Genomic DNA, 20820 nt, shown 5'->3' with positions numbered 1-20820 from the left:
ACGCTGAAAAGAAGACAAAGGGCTAAAATCAAGATGATTTTAGCCCTTTGTCAACAATCTGGGCAGCTCATGATGAGCTGCTTTTTGCTTTAGGAACTTACCTGCTTAGATTCAGATTGTATTAATGTAACCTTCTTTGTTTCTTCTTTTCCGTTTCGAATGAGTGTGATGCTCACGGTGTCTCCTACTTTTGTATTCGTGTATAGCTCATGACGTAATTCACTTCCGGTTTTGATTTGTTTCCCATCGATGGCGGTAATGACATCCTCTGACTTAAAGCCAGCTTTAGCAGCAGGTGAGCCTGCGGCGATTTCTTTGACGTACACACCTTTATCGAGCTGACTATTTTTGAGCCCGAGTGTTTCTTTCTGATACACGTCCGGGACTTGTTCGAGATCCAGCATGCTGATGCCGATATATGGACGCTCAATCTTTCCTTTTGCGAGAAGCTGATCGGCGATTGGTTTGACATCATTGATTGGAAGCGCGAATCCAATGCCTTCAACACCTGTTTCAGAAATTTTCATACTCGTGATCCCCACAACCTTTCCATTTGTCGTAAGAAGCGGGCCGCCGCTGTTTCCTGGGTTAATAGCTGCATCTGTTTGAATGACATTAATGCTGCTTTCGCCTGCTGATGTGTTCATAGAGACTGATCGGTCGACACCGCTGACAATTCCTTGTGTCACGGTTCTTGATAGATCTTCACCAAGCGGGTTTCCAATTGCGATGACGGTTTCCCCAGCACGCAGCGAGGAGGAATCGCCTAATGCCGCGACCTTCGTTACATGATTGCTGCTAATTTCTACAACTGCTAGGTCAGTCAGCGGGTCAGCTCCGACTAATTTACCTTCAACGGTTTTGCCATCGTGCAAGGAGACCGTTAGTTTATTTGCCCCTTCAATGACGTGGTTGTTTGTTAAGACATAGGCTTTACTTCCGGATTGTTTGAAAATCACTCCTGAGCCTGTACCTGTTTTTTCCTCTTGACTGCTTTTATTTTGCTGTGACTCATCAAAAGGTGTATTGAAATCGCCAAAGCTCATGTCTGTTTGACTTTGCGCTTGATAGTTTGTAATGCCGACAATGGCTGGCGATACATCTTCGACCATGCTTGAGATGCTGCTTGATGAATGTGATGTTTGGACGGCGGTTGTTTTTGACGATTTGGCACTTGTATCATTTGTCGATACAGCTTCTGTTTTTGCTGCTGAATTGTTTGCTGTGTTGTCTGATGCGTGCTGGGCATATGGCGTAAGGATGTAGACACCTAATGCTAGCGTACCACCCACAATGCCACTGACGAATGGCTTAAACCAGCCACTGGGCTTTTTCTTTTGTTTTTGTGGCTGTTCAATTGTTTGAAGTTCATGAGAAGGGTGTTTTTCATTTTTGTGATGTGTCATTCGAATCACTCTCTTTCTTCAATTTTTCATGTATGGTTCGATGGGGTTTACCTTAAGTGGTGGATACTGACTATATCGTAAGAAAAAAGTGTGGGATAAAAATGAAAACATTGTGGGAAATTGTTAAAATAAGTAGTGAATCTAAGCAAAATAGAGGAGATTAAACTGTGGAGACAATTGGAATGATTGGATATGGAAGCATGGCTGATATGATGGTGCAAAAATGGCTGGAAAAAGAGGTACTCAATGCCCATCAAATCATGATCCATACAAGAAGTGAAACGGACCGCTTGCATCAGCTCAAAGACAAGCATCAAGAAATAAATATCTGCTCATTAGACGAACTTTCTGCCTTATGTGATGTACTTTTTGTCTGCGTGCCGCCGCTTGCTGTACTTGATGTGCTCGATCAACTGCCTTCAGCAGCCAAATCGGTACATATTGTGTCAGTAGCCGCGGCTGTGACGTTAGACAAGTTATCAAAGCATACGACTCAACCAGTTTCGAGATACATCCCAACGCTCACGTCAGCTGTTGGAACGGGCGTATCCCTCGTTGCGCATGGTGAAACCGCAGGTCAGGAAGAAAAGGCGCGTTTGCACCGTCTCCTTTCAGCTTTTAGCATCGTCCGTGAAGTAGAGGAAGACCGGTTTGATGCGGCGAGTAATTTGACGAGCTCTTCTCCTGGTTTTATCGCTGCTCTTTTTGAAGAAATGGCGAGAGCGGCTGTGAGAAATAGTGAGCTTTCCTTAGAGGAAGCGTATGAATTTTTAACGTATGCCCTCTTAGGCACAGGTCAAGTCCTTGTAGAACGCGGCCTCACCTTTGCTGAAACCGTCGATAGAGTGGCGACAAAAGGGGGCATTACAGGTGAAGGTGCTGAGGTCATTCAAAAGCAGGCACCTCAGATGTTTGATGATCTATTTACACAAACCATGAAGAAATATGAACAGCTGAAATCACAGATTAACGAAGCTGACAAACACCACTAAAGACATAGTTAGTGGTGTTTTATTTGTTAAAAAAACCCTTTGTCATACAGTCTTTTGACCTGTATTATCTGAGTCTAATTTCCTTATTTTCAGACATTGTATTGAAAAATCAATCAAGTAATCATATAATTTTTTAGAAAATTTAGAAAAATATACACAAATTTTAAGTTTAATTAAAGGGGGATGGGGATGAAGCTCTATGTATCTGTCGATATGGAGGGGATTACTGGTCTAGCTGATCATACATTTGTCGATGCCCGTCAGCACAATTATGAACGGGGCAGAAAGATCATGACAGGTGAAGTGAATGCCTGTGTAGAGGCACTTCTTCAGCATGGCGCAACCGATATTTTGGTCAATGACAGTCATTCTAAAATGAATAATCTGTTGATCGAAGAGCTGCATGAAGAGGCTGCTCTTATATCTGGTGACGTCAAGCCTTATTCCATGGTGCAAGGATTAGATCAAACCTATGACGCTGCTGTTTTTTTAGGCTATCATGCGAGGGCATCTATGAAAGGCGTGATGTCTCACAGTATGATTTTTGGTGTCAGACATTTTTACATAAATGATCACCCAATTGGTGAAATGGGCTTTAATGCGTATGTTGCAGGCTACTATGGTGTGCCGGTGATTCTTGTTTGCGGAGATGATCAAGCAGCACTTGAAGCGGAAAAGCTGATGCCTGGTGTGAAAACAGTAGCAGTGAAAGAGACCATATCAAGGTCTGCTGTGAAATGTTTCACGCCTGCCAAAGTCAATCAACAAATCTCGCAGCAAGTGGAAGCCGCAATGAAACAGATTCATCACATCAAGCCGCTGACGCCTCCTGATCAGCCGCTGCTGAAGATTGAGTTTGCCAATTATGGACAAGCTGAATGGGCGAATTTAATGCCGGGTACTGCCTTCATAGAAGGAACAACAACGGTGACGTATCAAGCAGAGAATATATTAGAAGCCTACCAAGCGATGCTTGTCATGACAGAGCTTGCCGCACGTACAACATTTTGTTAAGCGAGGGGGAGACGGCAGATGACCAGCTTTTTGCTCAAGCGTTTTATTGCGATGATTGCCACGATCTTAACGATTACGACTTTAACGTTTATTTTAATGAAGGTCATCCCAGGATCGCCCTTCAATGAAGAACGAAATACAAACGAAACCGTCCAGCGAAACCTCGAAAGCTACTATCACTTAGATGAACCACTGTATGTTCAATATGTCATCTATTTAAAATCCATCGTTACCTTTGATTTTGGTCCTTCCATTAAAAAGCCTTCAGAAAGTGTCAATGATCTATTGGCAAGAGGCTTCCCAGTCTCATTAGAACTTGGTCTTATCTCAATATTGATTGCTGTCATCTCCGGCATCCTGCTGGGGGTCATGGCTGCCCTCCGGCATAATGGCTTGATTGATTATATCGCCATGACCATTGCTGTTTTCGGTATATCCATTCCAAACTTTATCTTTGCTACCTTATTAATTCAGCAGCTTGCTGTGAATTTGAAACTCTTTCCTACAGCGATGTGGACAAGTCCGATGCATATGGTGCTGCCAACCATCGCTCTTGCTGTCGGTCCAATGGCTATTATTGCCCGTTTAACAAGATCGAGCATGATTGAAGTGCTGTCTCAGGACTATATTCGCACCGCCAAGGCAAAAGGACTTTCTCCCTTTAAAATTGTATTTAAACATGCGCTTCGGAATGCGCTTTTGCCTGTTGTGACCATTCTTGGGACACTTGTCGCAAGCATTTTAACTGGAAGTTTTGTCATTGAAAAAATATTTGCGATTCCTGGAATGGGAAAATACTTTGTCGAGAGTATTAACAACCGTGATTATCCTGTCATCATGGGGACTACTGTTTTTTACAGCATTATTTTAATCACACTTCTTTTCATTGTCGATGTGGCGTATCGCCTGCTTGATCCAAGGATTCAGCTGCATCAGAAAGGAGGAAAGGCATGAGTATACACCTACAGCAGGATCAACCGAATCCGCATCATGAAGTGCCAGACGAATGGTTTTCTCCGAGAGAGCAAAAGAAAACGGAGGCCCATGCCATTAAAAGACCCTCTCTTTCGTATTGGGCAGACACGTGGAGACGGCTGAAGCAAAATAAGCTTGCGATGTTTAGTCTATCGGTACTGATTTTTCTTTTTATCATGGCGCTATTAGGCCCATTGCTTGCGCCTAATAGTGTGACAGAGCAACGTCTCTCGATGCAAAATCTGCCTCCATCAGCTGCTCACTGGTTCGGAACGGATGAGCTTGGACGAGATGTGTTTACGCGTACATGGTACGGGGCGCGTATTTCGTTATTCGTAGGCGTCATGGCAGCCCTTATTGATTTTGCCATCGGCGTGATTTATGGAGGGATTGCCGGTTATAAGGGCGGGAGATATGACCATGTCATGATGCGAATTGTCGAGGTGCTCTACGGTCTTCCTTATTTACTCGTTGTCATTTTATTAATGGTCCTGATGGGGCCAGGGCTTGTCACCATTATTGTAGCGCTCACTGTCACCGGGTGGATTGGAATGGCAAGAATCGTAAGAGGTCAAGTTCTTCAGCTGAAAAGCCAGGAATATGTCCTTGCCTCAAAAACCTTTGGTGCAAAGAGCCTGCGTATCATTCGCCGCAACCTGCTGCCGAATACGATGGGGCCGATTATCGTTCAGATGACCTTGACTGTGCCGACCGCGATATTTGCTGAAGCGTTCTTAAGCTTTCTTGGTTTAGGCATCCAAGCACCGTTTGCAAGCTGGGGCGTGATGGCCAATGATGCGCTGCCGACAGTACTGTCAGATAACGGACATTGGTGGCGTTTATTTTTCCCTGCGTTTTTTATTTCACTCACGATGTTTTGCTTTAACAATTTAGGTGATGGCTTGCAAGATGCGCTTGATCCAAAGATGAAGAGGTGATGGCGCTTTGAAAAAAGTTCTACAAATCATCGATCTGCACGTCAGCTTTCGGACATATGGCGGTTCAGTTCGAGCGGTACGCGGAGTGAATGTGGATGTATATGAAAAAGAAACCCTTGCCATTGTGGGAGAATCAGGCTGCGGGAAAAGTGTGACTTCACAAAGCATTATGAGACTGCTGCCGGCATACAGCGCTCATGTCGATCAGGGAGAAATCTGGTTCGAAGACCGCAATTTGCTGTCATTATCTGAAAAAGAAATGCGCGCCATACGAGGTGTCGATATCTCGATGATTTTCCAAGATCCAATGACCGCACTGAACCCAACCTTGACAATAGGCGACCAGCTCATGGAGGCGGCAAAGGAGCATCAAAAGCTGACGAAAAAAGAAGTGAAAGAAGCCGCCATTCGGATGCTTGATTTGGTCGGCATTCCGCAGCCGAAGGAAAGGTTAAAGCAATACCCTCACCAGTTCAGCGGGGGAATGAGGCAGCGGCTCATGATTGCCATGGCACTGATTTGCGAGCCCAAAGTGCTGATCGCAGATGAACCGACGACCGCGCTGGATGTGACCATACAGGCACAAATATTAGAGCTGTTTAAAGAGATTCAGAGAAAAACAGGTGTCACCATTATTTTAATCACACATGATTTAGGGGTCGTCGCCCAAGTCGCAGACCGAGTGGCGGTCATGTACGGGGGGAAAATGGTGGAGGTCGGAACGAGGCGAGATATTTTTTACAGTCCGCAGCATCCTTATACAAAAGGACTTCTGCAATCCGTTCCAAGACTTGATATGAAAGATGAACTCATTCCAATTGAAGGAAGCCCGCCTGATCTATTTGCTCCGCCAAAGGGCTGTCCTTATACAGATCGCTGCCCGGCCGCCATGAAGGTGTGTGATCATATCATGCCGCATGAAACGCAGCGGTCACCTACCCATACAGTGCATTGCTGGCTCCAAGATGAGCGAGCGAATCAAACGGTTTTATCTTCAACACAAAGGGGGAGTTTTTGATGAGAAAAAAAGGGTGGATCATCAGTGTATGTTTGTTCACGATCATGCTGCTCGCAGGATGTACAGCCAATGAGCAAGCAGGGAAAGGATCATCAAGCAATAAAGGTGAAAAGAAAGTGTTAACCTTAAATAACGAAAATGAACCGACGTCGTTTGATCCGCCGATTGGTTTTAATAATGTATCGTGGCAAGGACTCAATAACTTAATGGAGGGGTTAACAAGACTGAATGAAAAGCACGAACCATCTCCTGCAATGGCGGAAAAATGGGAGATATCAGAGGATGGAAAAACGTACACGTTTCATTTAAGAGATGGCATCAAGTGGTCAAATGGTGATCCAGTGAAAGCGAGTGATTTTGAATATGCGTGGAAACGGCTGCTTGATCCGAAAACAGGCTCTTCTGCATCGTTCTTAGCGTACATGATTGAAGGCGGAGAGGCATTTAACAGTGGAAAAGGCAAGAAAGAAGACGTGAAAGTCAGTGCTGTAAATGACAAAACGCTTAAGGTCACACTGGCTTATCCGCAGAAATCGTTCTTAAATATGACCGCAAACCCTGCCTTTTTCCCAGTCAATGAACAGGTAGCTAAGAAGGATCCAAACTGGGCAAAAGACGCCAAAACCTTTGTCGGAAATGGACCGTTCAAGCTGACAGAGTGGAAGCATGATGAGAGCTTCACAATGGAAAAAAGTGAGACGTATTGGGACAAAAAAACAGTCAAGCTGGATCAGGTGAAGTGGCTGATGATCAGTGATCGAAACACAGACTATCAAATGTATCAATCAGGAGATTTAGATACTGCCTTTGTTCCAGCAGAGCAAAGTGAAAATCTGCTGAAAAATAAAGATGTACAAATTGAAGACCAGGCTGGATTGTTCTTTTATCGTCTGAATGTGAACATGGAACCATTTCAAAATAAGAACATTCGCAAAGCTTTTCAAATGGCGATCAACCCGCAAGATATTGTGGATTATGTGACGAAAAATGAAGAGAAGCCAGCACGCGCTTTCGTCTCGCCAGGCATCCTAGATTCAAAGGGTGAGGATTTCAGAGAAGCTGGCGGTGATCTTGTGAAGAATGATAAGAGTGAAGCTGCGAAGCTATTAGAAAAAGGGCTGAAAGAAGAGAACTATTCGAAACTGCCAGCCGTCACATTAACATATAGTACAAAGCCTGAGAACAAGAAAAAAGCGGAAGCCATCCAGCAGCAGCTGAAAGAAGCGTTAGGTGTAGATGTGAAGCTTGCAAACATGGAAGCCAATGTATTTGCAGATGATCAAAAGGCGCTGAAATTCCAATTCTCACAAAGTTCATTTTTAGCAGACTATGCAGATCCGATCAACTTCCTAGAGAGCTTCCAAACAGGGAATGCCATGAACCGGACAGGATGGTCTAATGACACCTATGATCAGCTGATCAAAAAAGCGAGCCAGGAAGCAGACGAACAAAAGAGAAACAGCATCCTTCATGGTGCAGAGGCACTTCTCATTGAAGAAGCACCGATCATTCCGATTCATTTTTATAACCAAGTCCATTTACAAAAAGAAGGCGTGAAGGGAATTGTCCGCCACCCCGTTGGGTATATCGATTTGAAATGGGCACAGGTAGATGGAGAGTGATATTAGGATCAAAAGACGCTTTTAGATAAAAGCGTCTGTTCCTTTATTCGTTCATGTTATGAAGCAGAAGCCCATAGATTGAAAGAAACAAAGAGAAAGAGGGGATATGGCATGAGCCAGCTGCCAGTGGCACTTCAAACAGGGGATACGGTGGGGATTATTGCACCAGCAAGCCCGCCTGATGAGCTGAAATTAGCAAAAGGGATTGCCTTTTTAGAAAGCCTCGGGCTAAAGGTGAAAAAAGGAAAGTATATCGACTGCCGGTATGGGTATTTAGCAGGCTATGATCATGAAAGAGTGGAGGATCTTCATCGCATGTTTCAAGATCCAGAAGTGAAGGCGGTTATTTGTGCTTGCGGAGGATACGGGACTGGAAGACTTGCGGAAGTCATTGACTATGACCTGATTCGCCGGAATCCAAAAATCTTTTGGGGCTATAGTGATATTACGTTTTTACATACCGCCATCCAACAGCAGACTGGTCTTGTGACGTTTCATGGGCCAATGCTTTCCTCTGATGTGGGACTTGAGGAGGTTCATCCTTATACGAAAGATACCTTTTTACAGCTGTTTGCACCGAAAGTCTTTACGTATGCGCACCACTTGTCACCCCTTCATACTTTCTATCCGGGCACCGCTTCAGGTGAGATTGTAGGAGGAAATCTTGCCCTCATCGTGACAACACTTGGTACACCTTTTGAAATCGATACGAAGGGAAAGCTTTTGTTCATTGAAGATATTGACGAAGAGCCCTATAAAATTGATCGAATGATGCAGCACCTCACATCTGCTGGGAAATTGGATGATGCGGCTGGATTCATCATTGGAGATTTTCATCAATGTGAGCCAAAAAAGAAAGATCAGTCCCTTACATTGAATCAAGTATGGGGCACCTATATTGTGCCGCAAAAGAAACCTGCACTTGGGGGCTTCCGGATCGGTCATTCTTCGCCGAACTTTGCTATTCCAATGGGCACGCAGGCTGCATTAGATGCGACAGGAAAAAAACTGCACATTTCTCCAGGCGTTGCAGCGAAAGAGGCGATCAAATGAAAATCGTCGATGTTCGTACATGCAGAATGAGTGTACCGCTAAAAAAGCCTTTCAAAACCGCTTTACGAACGGTGTATGACGCAGCATCTCTGATCGTTATCATCACATATGATCAAGGTGACGTCAGCTACGGAGAAGCAGTCCCGACAACGGTGATTACAGGTGAAACGCTGGAAAGCATCGACTATGCCATATGCGAAGTGATCAGACCGATTTTGCTTGGAGCTTCCTTGTCAGAATATGAACAAATTTTTTCTCATATGAACCGAGTGCTCGCTTGCAACACAAGCGCAAAGGCAGCGGTTGACATGGCCATTTATGATGGCTTAGCGAAGCAGGCAGGACTTCCGCTTTATCAATACCTTGGCGGATATCGCAGTCAGCTTGAAACCGATTATACGGTCAGTGTAAACCGTCCGCTTGAGATGGCGGAAGATGCGAAGCAATACGCAGCTGAAGGCTTTCAGACGTTAAAGATCAAGGTAGGAAAAGATGACATAGATACGGATATTCAGCGTATCAAGCGAATTCGAGAAAAGGTCGGGCCGGATATTCAGATCAGGCTCGATGCGAACCAAGGATGGACGTGGAAGGAAGCGATCATAGCCATTCGGAAAATGGAGGCGCTGAATATCGAACTAGTAGAGCAGCCGGTTCCGAAAGAAGATATCGAAGGCCTGCGCCGTGTGACAGAAGCAACAGATACATTGATTATGGCAGACGAAAGCATTTTCAGTTTTCATGATGCGATCAAGGTGCTTGAAACGAGAAGCTGTGATCTGATCAATTTAAAATTAATGAAATCAGGCGGCATAAAAGAAGCCCTAAAAATCAATGCTCTAGCAGAAGCATACGGCGTAAAGTGCATGGTTGGCAGTATGATTGAGTCAAAACTTGGAATTACAGCAGCCGCTCATCTCGCCGCCAGCCAGCCGAATATCACCCGCTATGATTTTGATGCCCCGCTGATGCTAAAAGAGGACATGGTAGACGGAGGAATCGTGTACAAAGGAAAAGATATCTTTTTCCCACCGCATCATGGGTTAGGCATTCAAGGGGTGAAAGGAGTCTCATGATGGTATTTGAATCAAAGGTTCCAGTTGCGAACGTATGGACAGCGCCGCAGTCACCGAGAGAAATCGATCAAAAGGTACTTCAGGGTTCCTTTAAGATCCAAGAGTGGATTGACCAGCAGACATATGAAGAAAAACTGGCTTTATGTGAAGAAAATCTGATCCAGTCGCAAGTACTGCTCGGCGAACAAGTCATTGGATTAGAAGAGACAGACGGCTGGATGAAAGTCGTCATTCCGCAGCAGGCCAGCCGGAAACATCCGCAAGGCTATCCTGGCTATATACCTACGAACCATCTAAAGCAAGTGACAGAAGGAAGTGCGCCAGCTATATCTCATATCGTTTGTCAGAAAAAAGCCATGCTCTATCGAAATGGGCAAGCGGACATGAAAATTAGTTTTTTAACAGAGCTCGCAGCTGTAGAAGAAACGAGTGATTGCTTTCGCGTTGTCACACCAGCAGGGACGAGAGAAATCAATAAAGTAGATGTGCAGTCAGTTTCATCCATTTCTTCTATGACCGGCAAAGATGTTGTAGAGAAGGGAAAACAATTTATTGGTCTTTCGTATTTATGGGGCGGCATGAGCAGCTTTGGCTATGACTGTTCAGGCTTTGCTTACAGCATGTACAAAGCGTGCGGATATCTTTTGCCGAGAGACGCAAGTGACCAGGTAGTGCAAGGAACACCGGTCGCATCAAGCCATTTAGAACAAGGCGACTTATTGTTTTTTGCCAATGACAACGGAAAGGGAGCTGTCCGCCATGTTGGGATCTACGCAGGTGACGGTATGATGCTTCATTCGCCTAAAACCGGCAGGGAAATTGAGCTGCTTTCCCTTTCTGGCACTTCATATGAAAAGGAATGGGCAGGTGCAAGACGATATTTGCCAAGCGAGAGGAGGAATGGTCATGGCAGTTGAACCACTTTTACAAGTAAACAATCTCAAAAAACATTTTCATCTATCGAAAGGAAGAACGTTAAAAGCGCTAGACGGTGTCTCTTTTCAGCTGAAACAAGGCGAAACGTTTGGTCTTGTTGGCGAGTCTGGCTGCGGAAAATCCACACTTGGAAAAGTGCTCATGCGTCTTTATGAACCGACAGATGGGGAAGCCTTATATGAAGGGAAAAGCCTTCATCACCTTTCTAAAAAAGAATCATTTGATTTTAATCGGCAAATTCAAATGGTGTTTCAAGATCCGTATTCCTCCTTAAATCCGCGGCTGTCTGTAAAAGATATTATGCTGGAGCCAATGGAGATTCACAACCTTTACGGGAGTCAAAAGAAAAGAGTTGCCCGGGTGAAAGAACTACTTGAAGCAGTAGGACTTAGCTATGATTTTGCCACTCGCTATCCCCACGAATTCAGCGGAGGACAGAGGCAGAGAATCGGTATTGCGAGAGCACTCGCCTTAGCGCCGAAATTTATTGTGGCAGATGAGCCAATTTCTGCACTAGATGTCTCCGTTCAAGCGCAGGTTGTGAATTTGCTGAAGAAACTACAAAAGGAGGAAGGGCTGACATTTCTCTTTATTGCGCATGACTTGTCGATGGTCAAATACATCAGCGACCGAATCGGTGTCATGTATTTAGGTCATCTCGTCGAATTGACCAGCAGTGATGCATTATATCAAACACCGCTGCACCCATATACACAAGCCTTGCTGTCAGCGATCCCCATTCCAGATCCTGACGTGGAGGACAAGCGCAAAAGATTCATTTTAAAAGGAGAAATTCCAAGTCCAGTGAACCCGCCAAGCGGCTGTGTATTTCGAACAAGGTGTCCTGCAGCGATGGATGTGTGTGCTGAAAAAAAGCCAACATTACAAGCAGTAGAAGAAGGACATGATGTCGCCTGTCATTTATACGATCGAACATAAAAATAGACAGAAAAAAAGCCAGCAAGTAGACAAGCTGTTCTACACGCTGGCTTTTTTAGTGGATGAACGCCGAATCGGCAATGTGCAGCATCTATAAGAGCCGCCAGATTTAATGATTTCTGAAAAATCCACTTCAATGACAGTGTACCCGTGAGCGGTTAATGCAGCATTTGTTTGTTGATTGATAGGCAAACTGATCACTTTTTTCTGCCCAATGGATAAAACGTTTGGTCCGAGTGTGAATTGCTCTTGTTCGCTTATTTCAATCAGATCATAATGCATTTTGAGCAGGTGAAGATCCTCTTTTTTGAACGCTTCAGGATAAATTAATATCTCATCATGAGACAGAATATTCATCACACAATCGAGATGCAAAATGTGAGGAGGAAGATGAATGGGAATGATGTCATGATCAGGCAGTTCTTTTTTGAGCTGATGGATAGCGGATGGGTTTGTTCTTTTGCTCGTTCCGACAAATACGCGTGTTTGATCCACAAGCACATCGCCGCCTTCAATCGTTCCATTTGTCAGGGTAACAGTTTTCAATCCATTTCCCTGTGCCCACTCTTTTAACAATTGTTCTTCCCCTTGCCGGACCGGGGCGGCCATGCTTGAAACAAATAGTGTATGTCCAATCGTAAACCCAATATCCCGAGTAAAGACTTGCTCAGGAAAGCGGTCATTTGCCGGAAGCATGATGGGGCGTACTTGATGGTTCTTTAGGGTTTGGATCAATTGCTTATGCTGAGCAACGGCTTTCATTTGAGAAATATTTTCTCTCGCAAAATGTTTCTGGGTTTCGTTGATGATCTGTTTGATTTCCATATAGATGGGACTGCATAAAAGGACTTCTTGTAAATCGTCATATTCACTCATGCATTGCGGCATTTTGTGTATTTGTTCTGCTCTCATAGAATCCATCAAATGGCCTCCTTGTTTGTTCATAGTTCTATTATTCCTCGTTCTAGTCATGGTTGAAACATTTCCGAAAGAAAATCTCTCACAAGAGACTAAAGCAAAAAGTTTAGACAAACCTAAAAGAATAGTGTTTAATAAAAGTCGTTCCGCATTCACGAAAACAGCAAGAAGGAGCTATGATGATGAGTGAAGAAAATTTCAAATACTGCAAGGAATCGAAAGTTGTTAAAACCAGCAGGGTATTCCCTCTCGATACGAATAACCACCAAACCTTATTTGGCGGGAAATTAATGAGTTATATAGATGACATTGCTTCCATCTCGGCAGCAAGACACAGCCGCAGTGAAACGGTCACGGCGTCGATGGATTCTGTTGACTTTTTAGAGCCGATTGGACAAAAAGAGTCAGTATGCTTGGAATCCTATGTGACGTGGGTCGGCACGTCTTCCATGGAAGTGTTTGTCAAAGTCATGAAAGAAAACTTGATGTCTGGAGAGCGCAGACTTGCAGCGACTTCATTTCTGACTTTTGTCTCGCTAGATGAAAACGGAAAGCCAAAACGAGTACCACAAGTCGTACCGGAAACAGAGGAAGAAATCATGCTGCATCAAACAGCGAAGCAGCGGGCAGAGGAAAGAAAAAGCCGCCGAAAGCATAGCAAGGCACTGGCTGACGCACTTGGAACAGATAAACCATGGGCGTAAAAATCACCCTTTCAGCGGTGATTTTTTTCTAGGATAGTATCTTGCATGACAAGATAGTGTGTGGTAAGATGATACTATCTTGTGATGCAAGGTACTGGAATCGGAGGAACAAAGATGACAACATCCACACAAATGCTAAAAGGAATTTTAGAAGGCTGCCTGCTGTCGATTATTTCTGAGGGTGAGATTTATGGGTATGAAATGACAAAGAAGCTCGCGCATTACGGGTTTGATCAAATTAGTGAAGGAAGTATCTATCCGATCCTGCTGCGTATGCAAAAGGAACAGCTCGTGACCACTGTCACAAAAGCATCAGCGAGCGGACCGAAAAGGAAATACTATACGCTCACACAAGCTGGAGAACAAGCGCTCACAGAGTTTATTACCCGCTGGAGTGAGCTTTCAAAAAATGTAAACCGCTTATTACAAAAAGGGAAGTGAGATTATGGTATCAAAAGAAACAAGACACGTTCTACTAGAGCTGAAACTCTATCTCATCTCAAAGGGGAAAAATGAGGACGAAATTGATGAGCTGATGGATGAACTGACGACACATGCGGTTGAGGCTGAAAAAGATGGTAAAACAGGGGAGGCTTTGTTTGGCGGAGATCCGCGGGGCTATGCTGATGAACTCGCAAAAGAGCTGTCAGGACACCATAAAGACTGGGTTCCCTTCATCAGTGCCTTCTTAATCGGGTCTCTCTTCTACATGATTTTATCAGATGCGATCAGTCAAAGTTTATCGTATTCTTGGTATGCTTTGATTGGCTATCCGCTCGTTTTAGTGGCCAATGTCATTATGATCATTCTGATGTTTAGAGCGTCTGCCTTTCAGACAAGCCGCCGGGCATTTCTTTACTTTTGGATCTTAGGGATCTTTCAGCTGACCGCGATGGTCACAATCAAACTATTGGATCAAAAACTCGGCACACCATTACTTGTCCTGACCTCAGGTCAAAGATGGGGCGTCATCCTGCTCATGCTGCTATGTATCATTGTCTTTAATGCAATATTAAAGGCGAATGTCGTTTCATTGATTCCGATCATCTTTTTCGGACCGCAGCTCCTATTTGAATGGATTGGCTGGACATCACCAAGCGTGCTTCTCTTGCAAAGTCTACTATCGGTTGTGATCTTAATAGGGCTTATGCTCATTGTCTTACGCCGGACGAATAAGAAAAATGAAAATACGTTGTAAAAAACAGAGCACATCTATAATCCTATAAGATGTGCTTTTCTTTTTCTAAAAAAATGTAGAAATGGTATCGTGTTTTTCATTACAATGGGAAGAGGACAAAAATGAAAAGGGGTTCTGTGCTTGGATATTTTATGGGGATATGTACTTGTGTTTGTATTGGCTGCTCTGCCTTTTTTTGAAGTGGTAGGTGTCGTTCCGTTGGCCATTTTAAGTGGCATGCATCCTGTACCGACTGCGGTCATTGGATTCATCGGCAATTTTTTTACCGTTTTACTTCTCATTGTTTTCGTAGACCGCTTCAAAGCATGGCGGTTGAAGAGAAAAGAGGACAAAAGTGATGAAAAAGGAGAGAAAAAGCAGCTGCGGGCCAGAAGAATTTGGGAACGATATGGTCTCCCGGGATTAGCACTCGTCGGTCCTTTTATCATCGGCAGTCATCTAGCGGCATTTATGTGCATGAGCTTCGGGACGAAAAGAAAGCAAGTCGCAGTGTGGATGACAGTCAGTTTAATGATGTGGACAGCGCTGGCAGCTAGTTTAACCGGTGCGGGAATCCATTACTTTGCCCCAGATTCAAATGGATTGTTCGGAGATATTTTTAGTCAGTAAGTGAGGGGAGGATCATAAATGAAACTTCAAACACGGACAGTGCTTGAAACAGAGCGCCTTAGACTGAGAACGATGAATGAACATGATGCGCCATTTTTATATGATATGTTGTTCCAAGATGAAGAAGTGATGAAGTATTATCCTTCTTTGAAGGATGAGCAGCAGACGAAAGAGTGGATTGCATGGAATCAAAAGAATGACCGCATGTATCATACTTCCCTCTGGATCATTGAAGAGAAAGAAACGAATGAACCACTTGGACAAAGCGGGATTGTTCTGCAAAACATTGAAGGACAAACAGAACTTGAAATCGGCTATATGCTAAAGAAAGCAGCATGGGGGAATGGCTATGCTGCTGAAGCCGCAAAAGGCTGTCTCACCTATGGCTTTGAAGAAATGAAGGTCAGACGAATGGTCAGCTTAATACGCCCAGAGAATGAATCGTCTGTAAAGGTCGCTTTAAAAATGGGTATGAAAAAAGAAAAAACCATTTCAAAATGGGATCAGATCATCGATGTATACAGCATCACCCGTAACGAAGAAAACGGCTCGCTTACCGAATAAGCAGAGCCGTTTTTTCTTTTATATACGCTGTTCTAGCTGAAGCAAATATTTCTTCCGTTCAACCCCGCCGCCGTAGCCCCCGAGTTCACCACTTGTTTGAATGACGCGGTGGCATGGAATGATAATCGCTAATTGGTTGGCACCATTTGCATTACCAACCGCCCGGACCAAATGAGGATCGCCCAGCATCATAGCAAGATCTCGGTAAGAACTAGTTTCGCCTGAAGGAATGCGTGTGAGCAGGTCCCACACCTTCATTTGAAAAGGGGTGCCATGCAAGGAAAGTGGTACTGTAAACTGCGTCAGTTTTTTTTCAAAATATAAGGTCAATTCCTTTACCAATTGCTGATGGACGTTTGTTTCCCCGACTAAAATACGGGCTTGATGCTTTTTTCTCATGTTCTCAATTTCCTTTTCGAGTCCCCGCCTGTCCACAAATTCCAGTAAATACACATGCGTCGCATCTGTCACGCTGATCATCCGCCCGATCGGTGTAGAAATAAAATTAGCGTGGAGAATCTTGGTTTGCGTCTTTTTAGGGGGATTTCCCATAATTTTCGTAAATGCATCATTGAAGGCACTCGAAGATTCATAGCCCAAGGCGACCTGCTGATCAATCACTTTTTTTCCATTCAGAATTTCTTTAAAGGCAAGTCCCATTCGGCGTGATCTCGCATATTGAACAAAGGTCATACCATAGATTTCTTTGAATTTCCGCCGTGCCGTTGCAGAGTGAATCCCTAATTGATGAAAGTCTTCTTCTTTCCAGCGTTTTTCAGGATGTGTTTCAACTGCAGAAACGAGTGTTTTGACTTCTTCCGGAATGCTGTTAGGGTATGTTAATGGTGTGCAGCGCTTGCACGGACGATATCCTGCTAGCAGTGCTTCCTCTGCTGTAAAGAAAAACTCACAGTTCTCATATTTTGGTTTTCTAGCGGTACATGTGGCATGGCAGAAGATACCAGTGGTCTTAATGCCGGCAAAGAATGTGCCGTCATATTGCGGGTTCTTGTCAACCAGTGCTTGATAAAATTCATGTTTCTGTTCGTCGGTTATCATCATACGATCCACCTCTTGGTTTCCTATAAAATGTGATTCAGCGTACTTTGTGCTGGTAAACAAAGCGTCATCTTGGATCGTTCATCACATCAATCTTATTTCATTATATCAGCGATGTGATCATTTCTCTGTCTATCATTTAGTATACGCCGGTCTCATATCATTTCTTTCGAAAAATGAACAAGTATATTTGAAGAGGGAGAGCAAACTGGTAGACCGGCATATCGGGGTGTGATAAGATTTTTAATACAGAATCTGCTCTAAGTCAGGTCTGTATATCATGAATTGGTTTTCTAGGGTTCCGTGCGCTGGTGCAGTCTGGTCCGAGAGAAAACACATAGGGTCTTAGAAGAGGCCATATGGACACGGAGGGATAAAAGCCCGGGAGATTTGATCAAACGATCGATTTCCAGGCTTTTTTTGTTGGTTGGAATCGTTCAGAAAGGAGAAGATCAGATGAAATGGGGAAATGTCTTTATTGCGGCCATATTTGAAGTCGGCTGGGTGATGGGGCTGAAATATGCTCACTCGCTCATAGAATGGGGCGCAACCATCGTTTGTATTATCGTGAGCTTTTATTTACTCATGAAAGCAACAAGTGTACTGCCAGTTGGCACACTTTATGCCGTTTTTACCGGGCTTGGGACAGCAGGTACCGTCCTCATAGGCATGGTGCTTGGTGAGCCGGTTCAGCTTGTCAAACTGCTTTTGATTGTCATGCTTTTGTGCGGTGTATTAGGGCTGAAGCTGACAACAGGTGAAAAGAAGGGAGAGGCTGAATCATGAGCTGGCTTTTACTCATTGGAGCAGGCATCTTAGAAATGCTTTGTGTGACCATGATGAATCAATTCCAAAAAGACCGGCATGTCAAATGGATTTTATTCATTGCAGCTGGCTTTTCGATGTCCTTTCTGATGCTGTCTCTTGCGATGAATACGATTCCGATGGGAACGGCGTACGCCATTTGGACTGGAATCGGAGCTGCTGGAGGCGCCATGGTCGGTATGCTGTTTTACGGAGAGTCGAAAGACGCAAAACGTATTTTCTTCATCGCCTTGATTTTATCTGCGGCAGTAGGATTGAAAATCATTGAATAAGAAAAGGCTGGCAGATAGATGCCAGCCTTTTGTTACATTGAATGATGATTGGAATCGTTTTCATTTTTGCGGTAAAGCTGGCTCACAAGCAGAAAACACACACCAAATGTGAGAAAAGGAATGAGTCTTTCACCGGCTATAAAAAGGGAAATACCTGTGATCAGACAAACGATGCCGAGCCAAAAGCTCACTTTACCAAACAAAGTCATACTTTTCATCTCCATCACTCCTTTTATGATAAAAGGTCTATTCACATTATATCACGCCAGGTGCAGAATTGAATGAATATTCAATAAAAAATAGGACTCTACATTGCTTTTTCTCTTTCCAGTCCAGTATAATATTTCATTAGAATGAAAACGTAAATGAGGTCATGATACATGAGAACTTTGATAACAGAGAAACTTGAATTACACAGACAAAAGCATGAGCAAAAAGGAAGGTTGCTTGTCAGCTGTCCGGATCAGCCTGGAATTGTATCAGCTGTTTCTTCCTTTTTATTTGAGCACGGAGCGAATATCATTGAATCCAGCCAATACACAACAGATCATGAAAGCGGCCGGTTCTTTTTAAGAATTGAATTTGATTGGAAAGACATCTCGGCAAATATGGATCAGCTGAAACATCAGTTTGAGCCAATTGCAGCATCATTTCAAATGACGTGGAGCATGTCGCGTGCAAGTGAGCTTAAAAAGCTGGCGATCTTTGTGTCAAAAGAGCTTCATTGTTTACATGAGCTGCTATGGGAATGGCAAAGCGGAAATGTCATGGCTGAAATTGCGGTCGTGATCAGCAATCATGAAACGGCAAAAGATACAGTAGAATCGCTTGGAATCCCGTTCCATTTTGTGAAGGCGAACAAAGACATTCGCAAAGAAGCGGAAAAACAGCAGCTCGCATTATTAGAAGAGTATGATATTGATGCCATTGTGCTTGCTAGATACATGCAAATTTTAACGCCTGAATTTATTGAACAGCACCCGAACAAAATCATTAATATTCATCATTCTTTTCTGCCAGCGTTTATTGGTGCAAATCCATATAAGCGGGCATATGAGCGGGGAGTCAAATTAATTGGCGCGACTTCTCATTATGTGACCAATGATTTAGACGAAGGACCGATCATTGAACAGGATATTGAGCGTGTAGATCACCGGGATGATGCAGAAGCATTAAAAAATATTGGCCGAACAATTGAGCGGAGTGTGCTTGCACGTGCCGTCAAATGGCATCTAGAAGATCGAATAATTGTGCATGAGAATAAAACGATTGTATTTAATTGACGGCTTGACTTTTCCTGAGCAATTGGTGATAATATAAAAAAATTAACGAGCGTTGAAAAGGAATAGTAAGCAGGAACTGATGCGTAAAGAGAGCAAATGATATGCTGAAACATTTGCCGCAGACAGCTGCTGAACCTGCCCTTTGAGCCTTAGAGGAAAAATCTAAGCGCGTGCCTGGCGTTACAGGAGTTGAGTGGAATAAGCTAGATGTATGCTTATTCAATGAAGGTGGTACCACGGAAAATCCCTTTTCGTCCTTTACATAAGGAGAAAAAGGGATTTTTTTGTGCCTAAAGGTATAGCGGAGGGAATCAATAATGAAAAAGCAAAGGATCGTCATCAAAATTGGCAGCAGTTCATTAACAGAGCAAAAAGGAGCCATTGATGAACAAAAAATGCAGGATCATGTGAAAGCGATAGCAAAGCTGAAAGAGGCTGGGCATGAAATCATTTTAATTTCGTCAGGAGCCGTTGCAGCAGGGTTTGGCAGCTTAGGGTATCCATCAAGACCTGTGACTTTAAAGGGGAAACAGGCAGCAGCAGCGGTTGGACAGGGCTTGTTAATGCAGAAATATACAGAGCTATTTTCACAGTTTCACATGACACCTGCACAAATGCTTTTAACCCGTAATGACTTTTCAGATCGAACAAGATATCGAAATGCTTACGCTACGATGATGGAGCTGCTGGAAAGAAAAATTTTACCGATCATTAATGAAAATGATTCTGTTTCCATTGAGGAGCTTACCTTTGGGGATAATGACATGCTGTCAGCTCTTGTCAGTGGATTAATCCATGCAGACCAATTGATCATCTTAACGGACATTAACGGAATATATGATGCAAATCCAAATGAGCATCCTGAGGCGAAGCGTTTTGATGTACTGACACACATTTCAGAAGAATTGTTTTCATATGCGAAGAGCACAGGCTCAAAAGTGGGAACAGGCGGGATGAAATCAAAGCTGTCTGCTGCACAAACGGCACTTTCACTAGGCGTTAAAGTCTTCATTGGCACAGGTACTGGAGAAGACAAGCTGCTTCACATTCTAGCGGGTCAAGGAGACGGAACGTATATCGGAGAACAGGACTTATCAGCCGTCAACAACCGCCGTCAATGGATTCAATTCCACTCACCCGTCTCTGGGAAAATCATGATAGATGCAGGAGCGGAAGCGGCGATTTTGCATAACGGCAGAAGCCTTCTTCCGGCTGGAGTCATTGATGTCGCTGGTGACTTTTCTAAAGGAGAGGTCGTTGAAGTGGTCGGTCCGAACGGATTAGTGGGTAAGGGACAAACCTTGTACGCATCCGATGAGCTTCTCGGCATTAAAGGGATGCGAAGTGATGAGCTTTCAAATGAGAAGCCTGAGGTTATACACAGAGATCACTGGGTACAGCATGTACAAAACTGAGGAG

23 protein-coding genes, 1 riboswitch and 1 other annotated feature are annotated in these 20820 nt (G+C 43.9%); of the genes, 19 read left to right on the top strand and 4 right to left on the bottom strand.

Annotation, left to right across the window (positions count from 1 at the left end; all coding sequences use genetic code 11):
• Positions 1-89: 89 nt before the first annotated feature.
• Positions 90-1406: a S1C family serine protease gene (locus ACSSTM_RS05455; protein ID WP_034663053.1), complete on the bottom strand. Its 1317-nt coding sequence runs from the start codon at positions 1404-1406 to the stop codon at positions 90-92.
• A gap of 167 nt (positions 1407-1573) precedes the next feature.
• Between ACSSTM_RS05455 and proG the strand changes: the two genes are divergently transcribed.
• The 10 genes from proG to ACSSTM_RS05405 all read left to right on the top strand — a co-directional run bounded on the left by proG (position 1574) and on the right by ACSSTM_RS05405 (position 11969).
• Positions 1574-2398 (top strand): pyrroline-5-carboxylate reductase ProG, encoded by an 825-nt coding sequence (gene proG / locus ACSSTM_RS05450; protein WP_034663051.1) that lies wholly within the window; start codon positions 1574-1576, stop codon positions 2396-2398.
• A gap of 189 nt (positions 2399-2587) precedes the next feature.
• Entirely contained in the window at positions 2588-3412 is an 825-nt protein-coding gene (locus tag ACSSTM_RS05445) for a M55 family metallopeptidase (RefSeq protein WP_034663049.1), read from the top strand.
• 18 nt (positions 3413-3430) lie between these two features.
• On the top strand, positions 3431-4366 hold the full coding sequence (locus tag ACSSTM_RS05440; protein ID WP_034663045.1) for an ABC transporter permease: 936 nt from the start codon (positions 3431-3433) through the stop codon (positions 4364-4366).
• Positions 4363-5325, top strand: coding sequence for an ABC transporter permease (locus ACSSTM_RS05435; RefSeq protein WP_044138912.1), 963 nt, complete (start codon positions 4363-4365; stop codon positions 5323-5325). The genes ACSSTM_RS05440 and ACSSTM_RS05435 overlap by 4 nt, the downstream gene beginning before the upstream one ends.
• A 7-nt stretch (positions 5326-5332) precedes the next feature.
• Positions 5333-6343, top strand: a complete 1011-nt coding sequence (locus ACSSTM_RS05430; protein ID WP_034663040.1) for an ABC transporter ATP-binding protein — start codon at positions 5333-5335, stop codon at positions 6341-6343.
• Entirely contained in the window at positions 6343-7965 is a 1623-nt protein-coding gene (locus ACSSTM_RS05425) for a peptide ABC transporter substrate-binding protein (protein WP_437404014.1), read from the top strand. Before ACSSTM_RS05430 ends, ACSSTM_RS05425 begins: the two co-directional genes overlap by 1 nt.
• 111 nt (positions 7966-8076) lie before the next feature.
• Entirely contained in the window at positions 8077-9018 is a 942-nt protein-coding gene (locus tag ACSSTM_RS05420; RefSeq protein ID WP_034663036.1) for a S66 peptidase family protein, read from the top strand.
• Positions 9015-10094 (top strand): mandelate racemase/muconate lactonizing enzyme family protein, encoded by a 1080-nt coding sequence (locus ACSSTM_RS05415; RefSeq protein WP_034663034.1) that lies wholly within the window; start codon positions 9015-9017, stop codon positions 10092-10094. The genes ACSSTM_RS05420 and ACSSTM_RS05415 overlap by 4 nt, the downstream gene beginning before the upstream one ends.
• Positions 10094-11011 carry an NlpC/P60 family protein gene (locus ACSSTM_RS05410; RefSeq protein ID WP_437404013.1) on the top strand — a complete coding sequence of 306 codons (918 nt, stop codon included), beginning with the start codon at positions 10094-10096 and terminating at the stop codon, positions 11009-11011. Before ACSSTM_RS05415 ends, ACSSTM_RS05410 begins: the two co-directional genes overlap by 1 nt.
• Positions 11001-11969 carry an ABC transporter ATP-binding protein gene (locus ACSSTM_RS05405; RefSeq protein ID WP_106037823.1) on the top strand — a complete coding sequence of 323 codons (969 nt, stop codon included), beginning with the start codon at positions 11001-11003 and terminating at the stop codon, positions 11967-11969. Before ACSSTM_RS05410 ends, ACSSTM_RS05405 begins: the two co-directional genes overlap by 11 nt.
• 39 nt (positions 11970-12008) lie before the next feature.
• On the opposite strand, the gene ACSSTM_RS05400 is transcribed toward ACSSTM_RS05405, so the two are convergent.
• Positions 12009-12890, bottom strand: coding sequence for a dimethylarginine dimethylaminohydrolase family protein (locus ACSSTM_RS05400; protein ID WP_342689938.1), 882 nt, complete (start codon positions 12888-12890; stop codon positions 12009-12011).
• A gap of 179 nt (positions 12891-13069) precedes the next feature.
• Between ACSSTM_RS05400 and ACSSTM_RS05395 the strand changes: the two genes are divergently transcribed.
• From ACSSTM_RS05395 to ACSSTM_RS05375, 5 genes are all read left to right on the top strand, one after another.
• Positions 13070-13591, top strand: a complete 522-nt coding sequence (locus tag ACSSTM_RS05395) for an acyl-CoA thioesterase (protein ID WP_060596084.1) — start codon at positions 13070-13072, stop codon at positions 13589-13591.
• Positions 13592-13705: 114 nt separating this feature from the next.
• Positions 13706-14032: a PadR family transcriptional regulator gene (locus ACSSTM_RS05390; protein ID WP_034663027.1), complete on the top strand. Its 327-nt coding sequence runs from the start codon at positions 13706-13708 to the stop codon at positions 14030-14032.
• 4 nt (positions 14033-14036) lie between these two features.
• Positions 14037-14789 (top strand): HAAS domain-containing protein, encoded by a 753-nt coding sequence (locus ACSSTM_RS05385; protein WP_106037822.1) that lies wholly within the window; start codon positions 14037-14039, stop codon positions 14787-14789.
• Positions 14790-14909: 120 nt separating this feature from the next.
• A complete protein-coding gene (locus tag ACSSTM_RS05380) occupies positions 14910-15398 on the top strand; it encodes a small multi-drug export protein (RefSeq protein WP_034663025.1) in 489 nt (162 codons plus the stop codon).
• A gap of 18 nt (positions 15399-15416) precedes the next feature.
• The gene (locus ACSSTM_RS05375; RefSeq protein ID WP_034663021.1) at positions 15417-15962 is read left to right on the top strand and encodes a GNAT family N-acetyltransferase; all 546 of its coding nucleotides are present in this window, start codon (positions 15417-15419) and stop codon (positions 15960-15962) included.
• Between the two features lie 18 nt (positions 15963-15980).
• Here the strand turns inward: ACSSTM_RS05375 and ACSSTM_RS05370 are convergent, their stop codons facing one another.
• A complete protein-coding gene (locus tag ACSSTM_RS05370) occupies positions 15981-17024 on the bottom strand; it encodes a bifunctional transcriptional activator/DNA repair enzyme AdaA (protein ID WP_034663018.1) in 1044 nt (347 codons plus the stop codon).
• A 279-nt stretch (positions 17025-17303) separates the two neighbouring features.
• Positions 17304-17411: riboswitch (guanidine-I (ykkC/yxkD leader) on the top strand.
• 66 nt (positions 17412-17477) lie between these two features.
• Between ACSSTM_RS05370 and ACSSTM_RS05365 the strand changes: the two genes are divergently transcribed.
• The gene (locus ACSSTM_RS05365; protein WP_034663015.1) at positions 17478-17807 is read left to right on the top strand and encodes a DMT family transporter; all 330 of its coding nucleotides are present in this window, start codon (positions 17478-17480) and stop codon (positions 17805-17807) included.
• On the top strand, positions 17804-18118 hold the full coding sequence (locus ACSSTM_RS05360; RefSeq protein WP_034663013.1) for a DMT family transporter: 315 nt from the start codon (positions 17804-17806) through the stop codon (positions 18116-18118). Before ACSSTM_RS05365 ends, ACSSTM_RS05360 begins: the two co-directional genes overlap by 4 nt.
• Positions 18119-18150: 32 nt before the next feature.
• On the opposite strand, the gene ACSSTM_RS05355 is transcribed toward ACSSTM_RS05360, so the two are convergent.
• On the bottom strand, positions 18151-18336 hold the full coding sequence (locus ACSSTM_RS05355) for a hypothetical protein (protein ID WP_034663011.1): 186 nt from the start codon (positions 18334-18336) through the stop codon (positions 18151-18153).
• Between the two features lie 162 nt (positions 18337-18498).
• Between ACSSTM_RS05355 and purU the strand changes: the two genes are divergently transcribed.
• Positions 18499-19401 (top strand): formyltetrahydrofolate deformylase, encoded by a 903-nt coding sequence (gene purU / locus ACSSTM_RS05350; protein WP_034663009.1) that lies wholly within the window; start codon positions 18499-18501, stop codon positions 19399-19401.
• Positions 19402-19444: 43 nt separating this feature from the next.
• Positions 19445-19663: a binding site (T-box leader), on the top strand.
• Between the two features lie 55 nt (positions 19664-19718).
• Positions 19719-20816, top strand: a complete 1098-nt coding sequence (proB, locus tag ACSSTM_RS05345; RefSeq protein ID WP_034663006.1) for a glutamate 5-kinase — start codon at positions 19719-19721, stop codon at positions 20814-20816.
• Positions 20817-20820 lie beyond the last annotated feature (4 nt).

Source organism: Bacillus sp. RK1064 (genome assembly GCF_051488405.1).
Classification (GTDB): Bacteria; Bacillota; Bacilli; order Bacillales; family Bacillaceae; genus Bacillus.
Note: the sequence above shows the minus strand (reverse complement) of the source record. Positions and strands in the feature narration are given on the sequence as shown.

Bases quoted from the DNA above. Each gene is read 5' to 3' on its own strand.
- ACSSTM_RS05455 (WP_034663053.1), bottom strand. From the start codon at position 1,406: ATGACACATCACAAAAATGAAAAACACCCTTCTCATGAACTTCAAACA.
- ACSSTM_RS05445 (WP_034663049.1), top strand. From the start codon at position 2,588: ATGAAGCTCTATGTATCTGTCGATATGGAGGGGATTACTGGTCTAGCT.
- ACSSTM_RS05440 (WP_034663045.1), top strand. From the start codon at position 3,431: ATGACCAGCTTTTTGCTCAAGCGTTTTATTGCGATGATTGCCACGATC.
- ACSSTM_RS05435 (WP_044138912.1), top strand. From the start codon at position 4,363: ATGAGTATACACCTACAGCAGGATCAACCGAATCCGCATCATGAAGTG.
- ACSSTM_RS05425 (WP_437404014.1), top strand. From the start codon at position 6,343: ATGAGAAAAAAAGGGTGGATCATCAGTGTATGTTTGTTCACGATCATG.
- ACSSTM_RS05420 (WP_034663036.1), top strand. From the start codon at position 8,077: ATGAGCCAGCTGCCAGTGGCACTTCAAACAGGGGATACGGTGGGGATT.
- ACSSTM_RS05415 (WP_034663034.1), top strand. From the start codon at position 9,015: ATGAAAATCGTCGATGTTCGTACATGCAGAATGAGTGTACCGCTAAAA.
- ACSSTM_RS05410 (WP_437404013.1), top strand. From the start codon at position 10,094: ATGGTATTTGAATCAAAGGTTCCAGTTGCGAACGTATGGACAGCGCCG.
- ACSSTM_RS05405 (WP_106037823.1), top strand. From the start codon at position 11,001: ATGGCAGTTGAACCACTTTTACAAGTAAACAATCTCAAAAAACATTTT.
- ACSSTM_RS05400 (WP_342689938.1), bottom strand. From the start codon at position 12,890: ATGGATTCTATGAGAGCAGAACAAATACACAAAATGCCGCAATGCATG.
- ACSSTM_RS05395 (WP_060596084.1), top strand. From the start codon at position 13,070: ATGAGTGAAGAAAATTTCAAATACTGCAAGGAATCGAAAGTTGTTAAA.
- ACSSTM_RS05390 (WP_034663027.1), top strand. From the start codon at position 13,706: ATGACAACATCCACACAAATGCTAAAAGGAATTTTAGAAGGCTGCCTG.
- ACSSTM_RS05385 (WP_106037822.1), top strand. From the start codon at position 14,037: ATGGTATCAAAAGAAACAAGACACGTTCTACTAGAGCTGAAACTCTAT.
- ACSSTM_RS05375 (WP_034663021.1), top strand. From the start codon at position 15,417: ATGAAACTTCAAACACGGACAGTGCTTGAAACAGAGCGCCTTAGACTG.
- ACSSTM_RS05370 (WP_034663018.1), bottom strand. From the start codon at position 17,024: ATGATGATAACCGACGAACAGAAACATGAATTTTATCAAGCACTGGTT.
- ACSSTM_RS05365 (WP_034663015.1), top strand. From the start codon at position 17,478: ATGAAATGGGGAAATGTCTTTATTGCGGCCATATTTGAAGTCGGCTGG.
- ACSSTM_RS05360 (WP_034663013.1), top strand. From the start codon at position 17,804: ATGAGCTGGCTTTTACTCATTGGAGCAGGCATCTTAGAAATGCTTTGT.
- ACSSTM_RS05355 (WP_034663011.1), bottom strand. From the start codon at position 18,336: ATGAAAAGTATGACTTTGTTTGGTAAAGTGAGCTTTTGGCTCGGCATC.
- purU (WP_034663009.1), top strand. From the start codon at position 18,499: ATGAGAACTTTGATAACAGAGAAACTTGAATTACACAGACAAAAGCAT.
- proB (WP_034663006.1), top strand. From the start codon at position 19,719: ATGAAAAAGCAAAGGATCGTCATCAAAATTGGCAGCAGTTCATTAACA.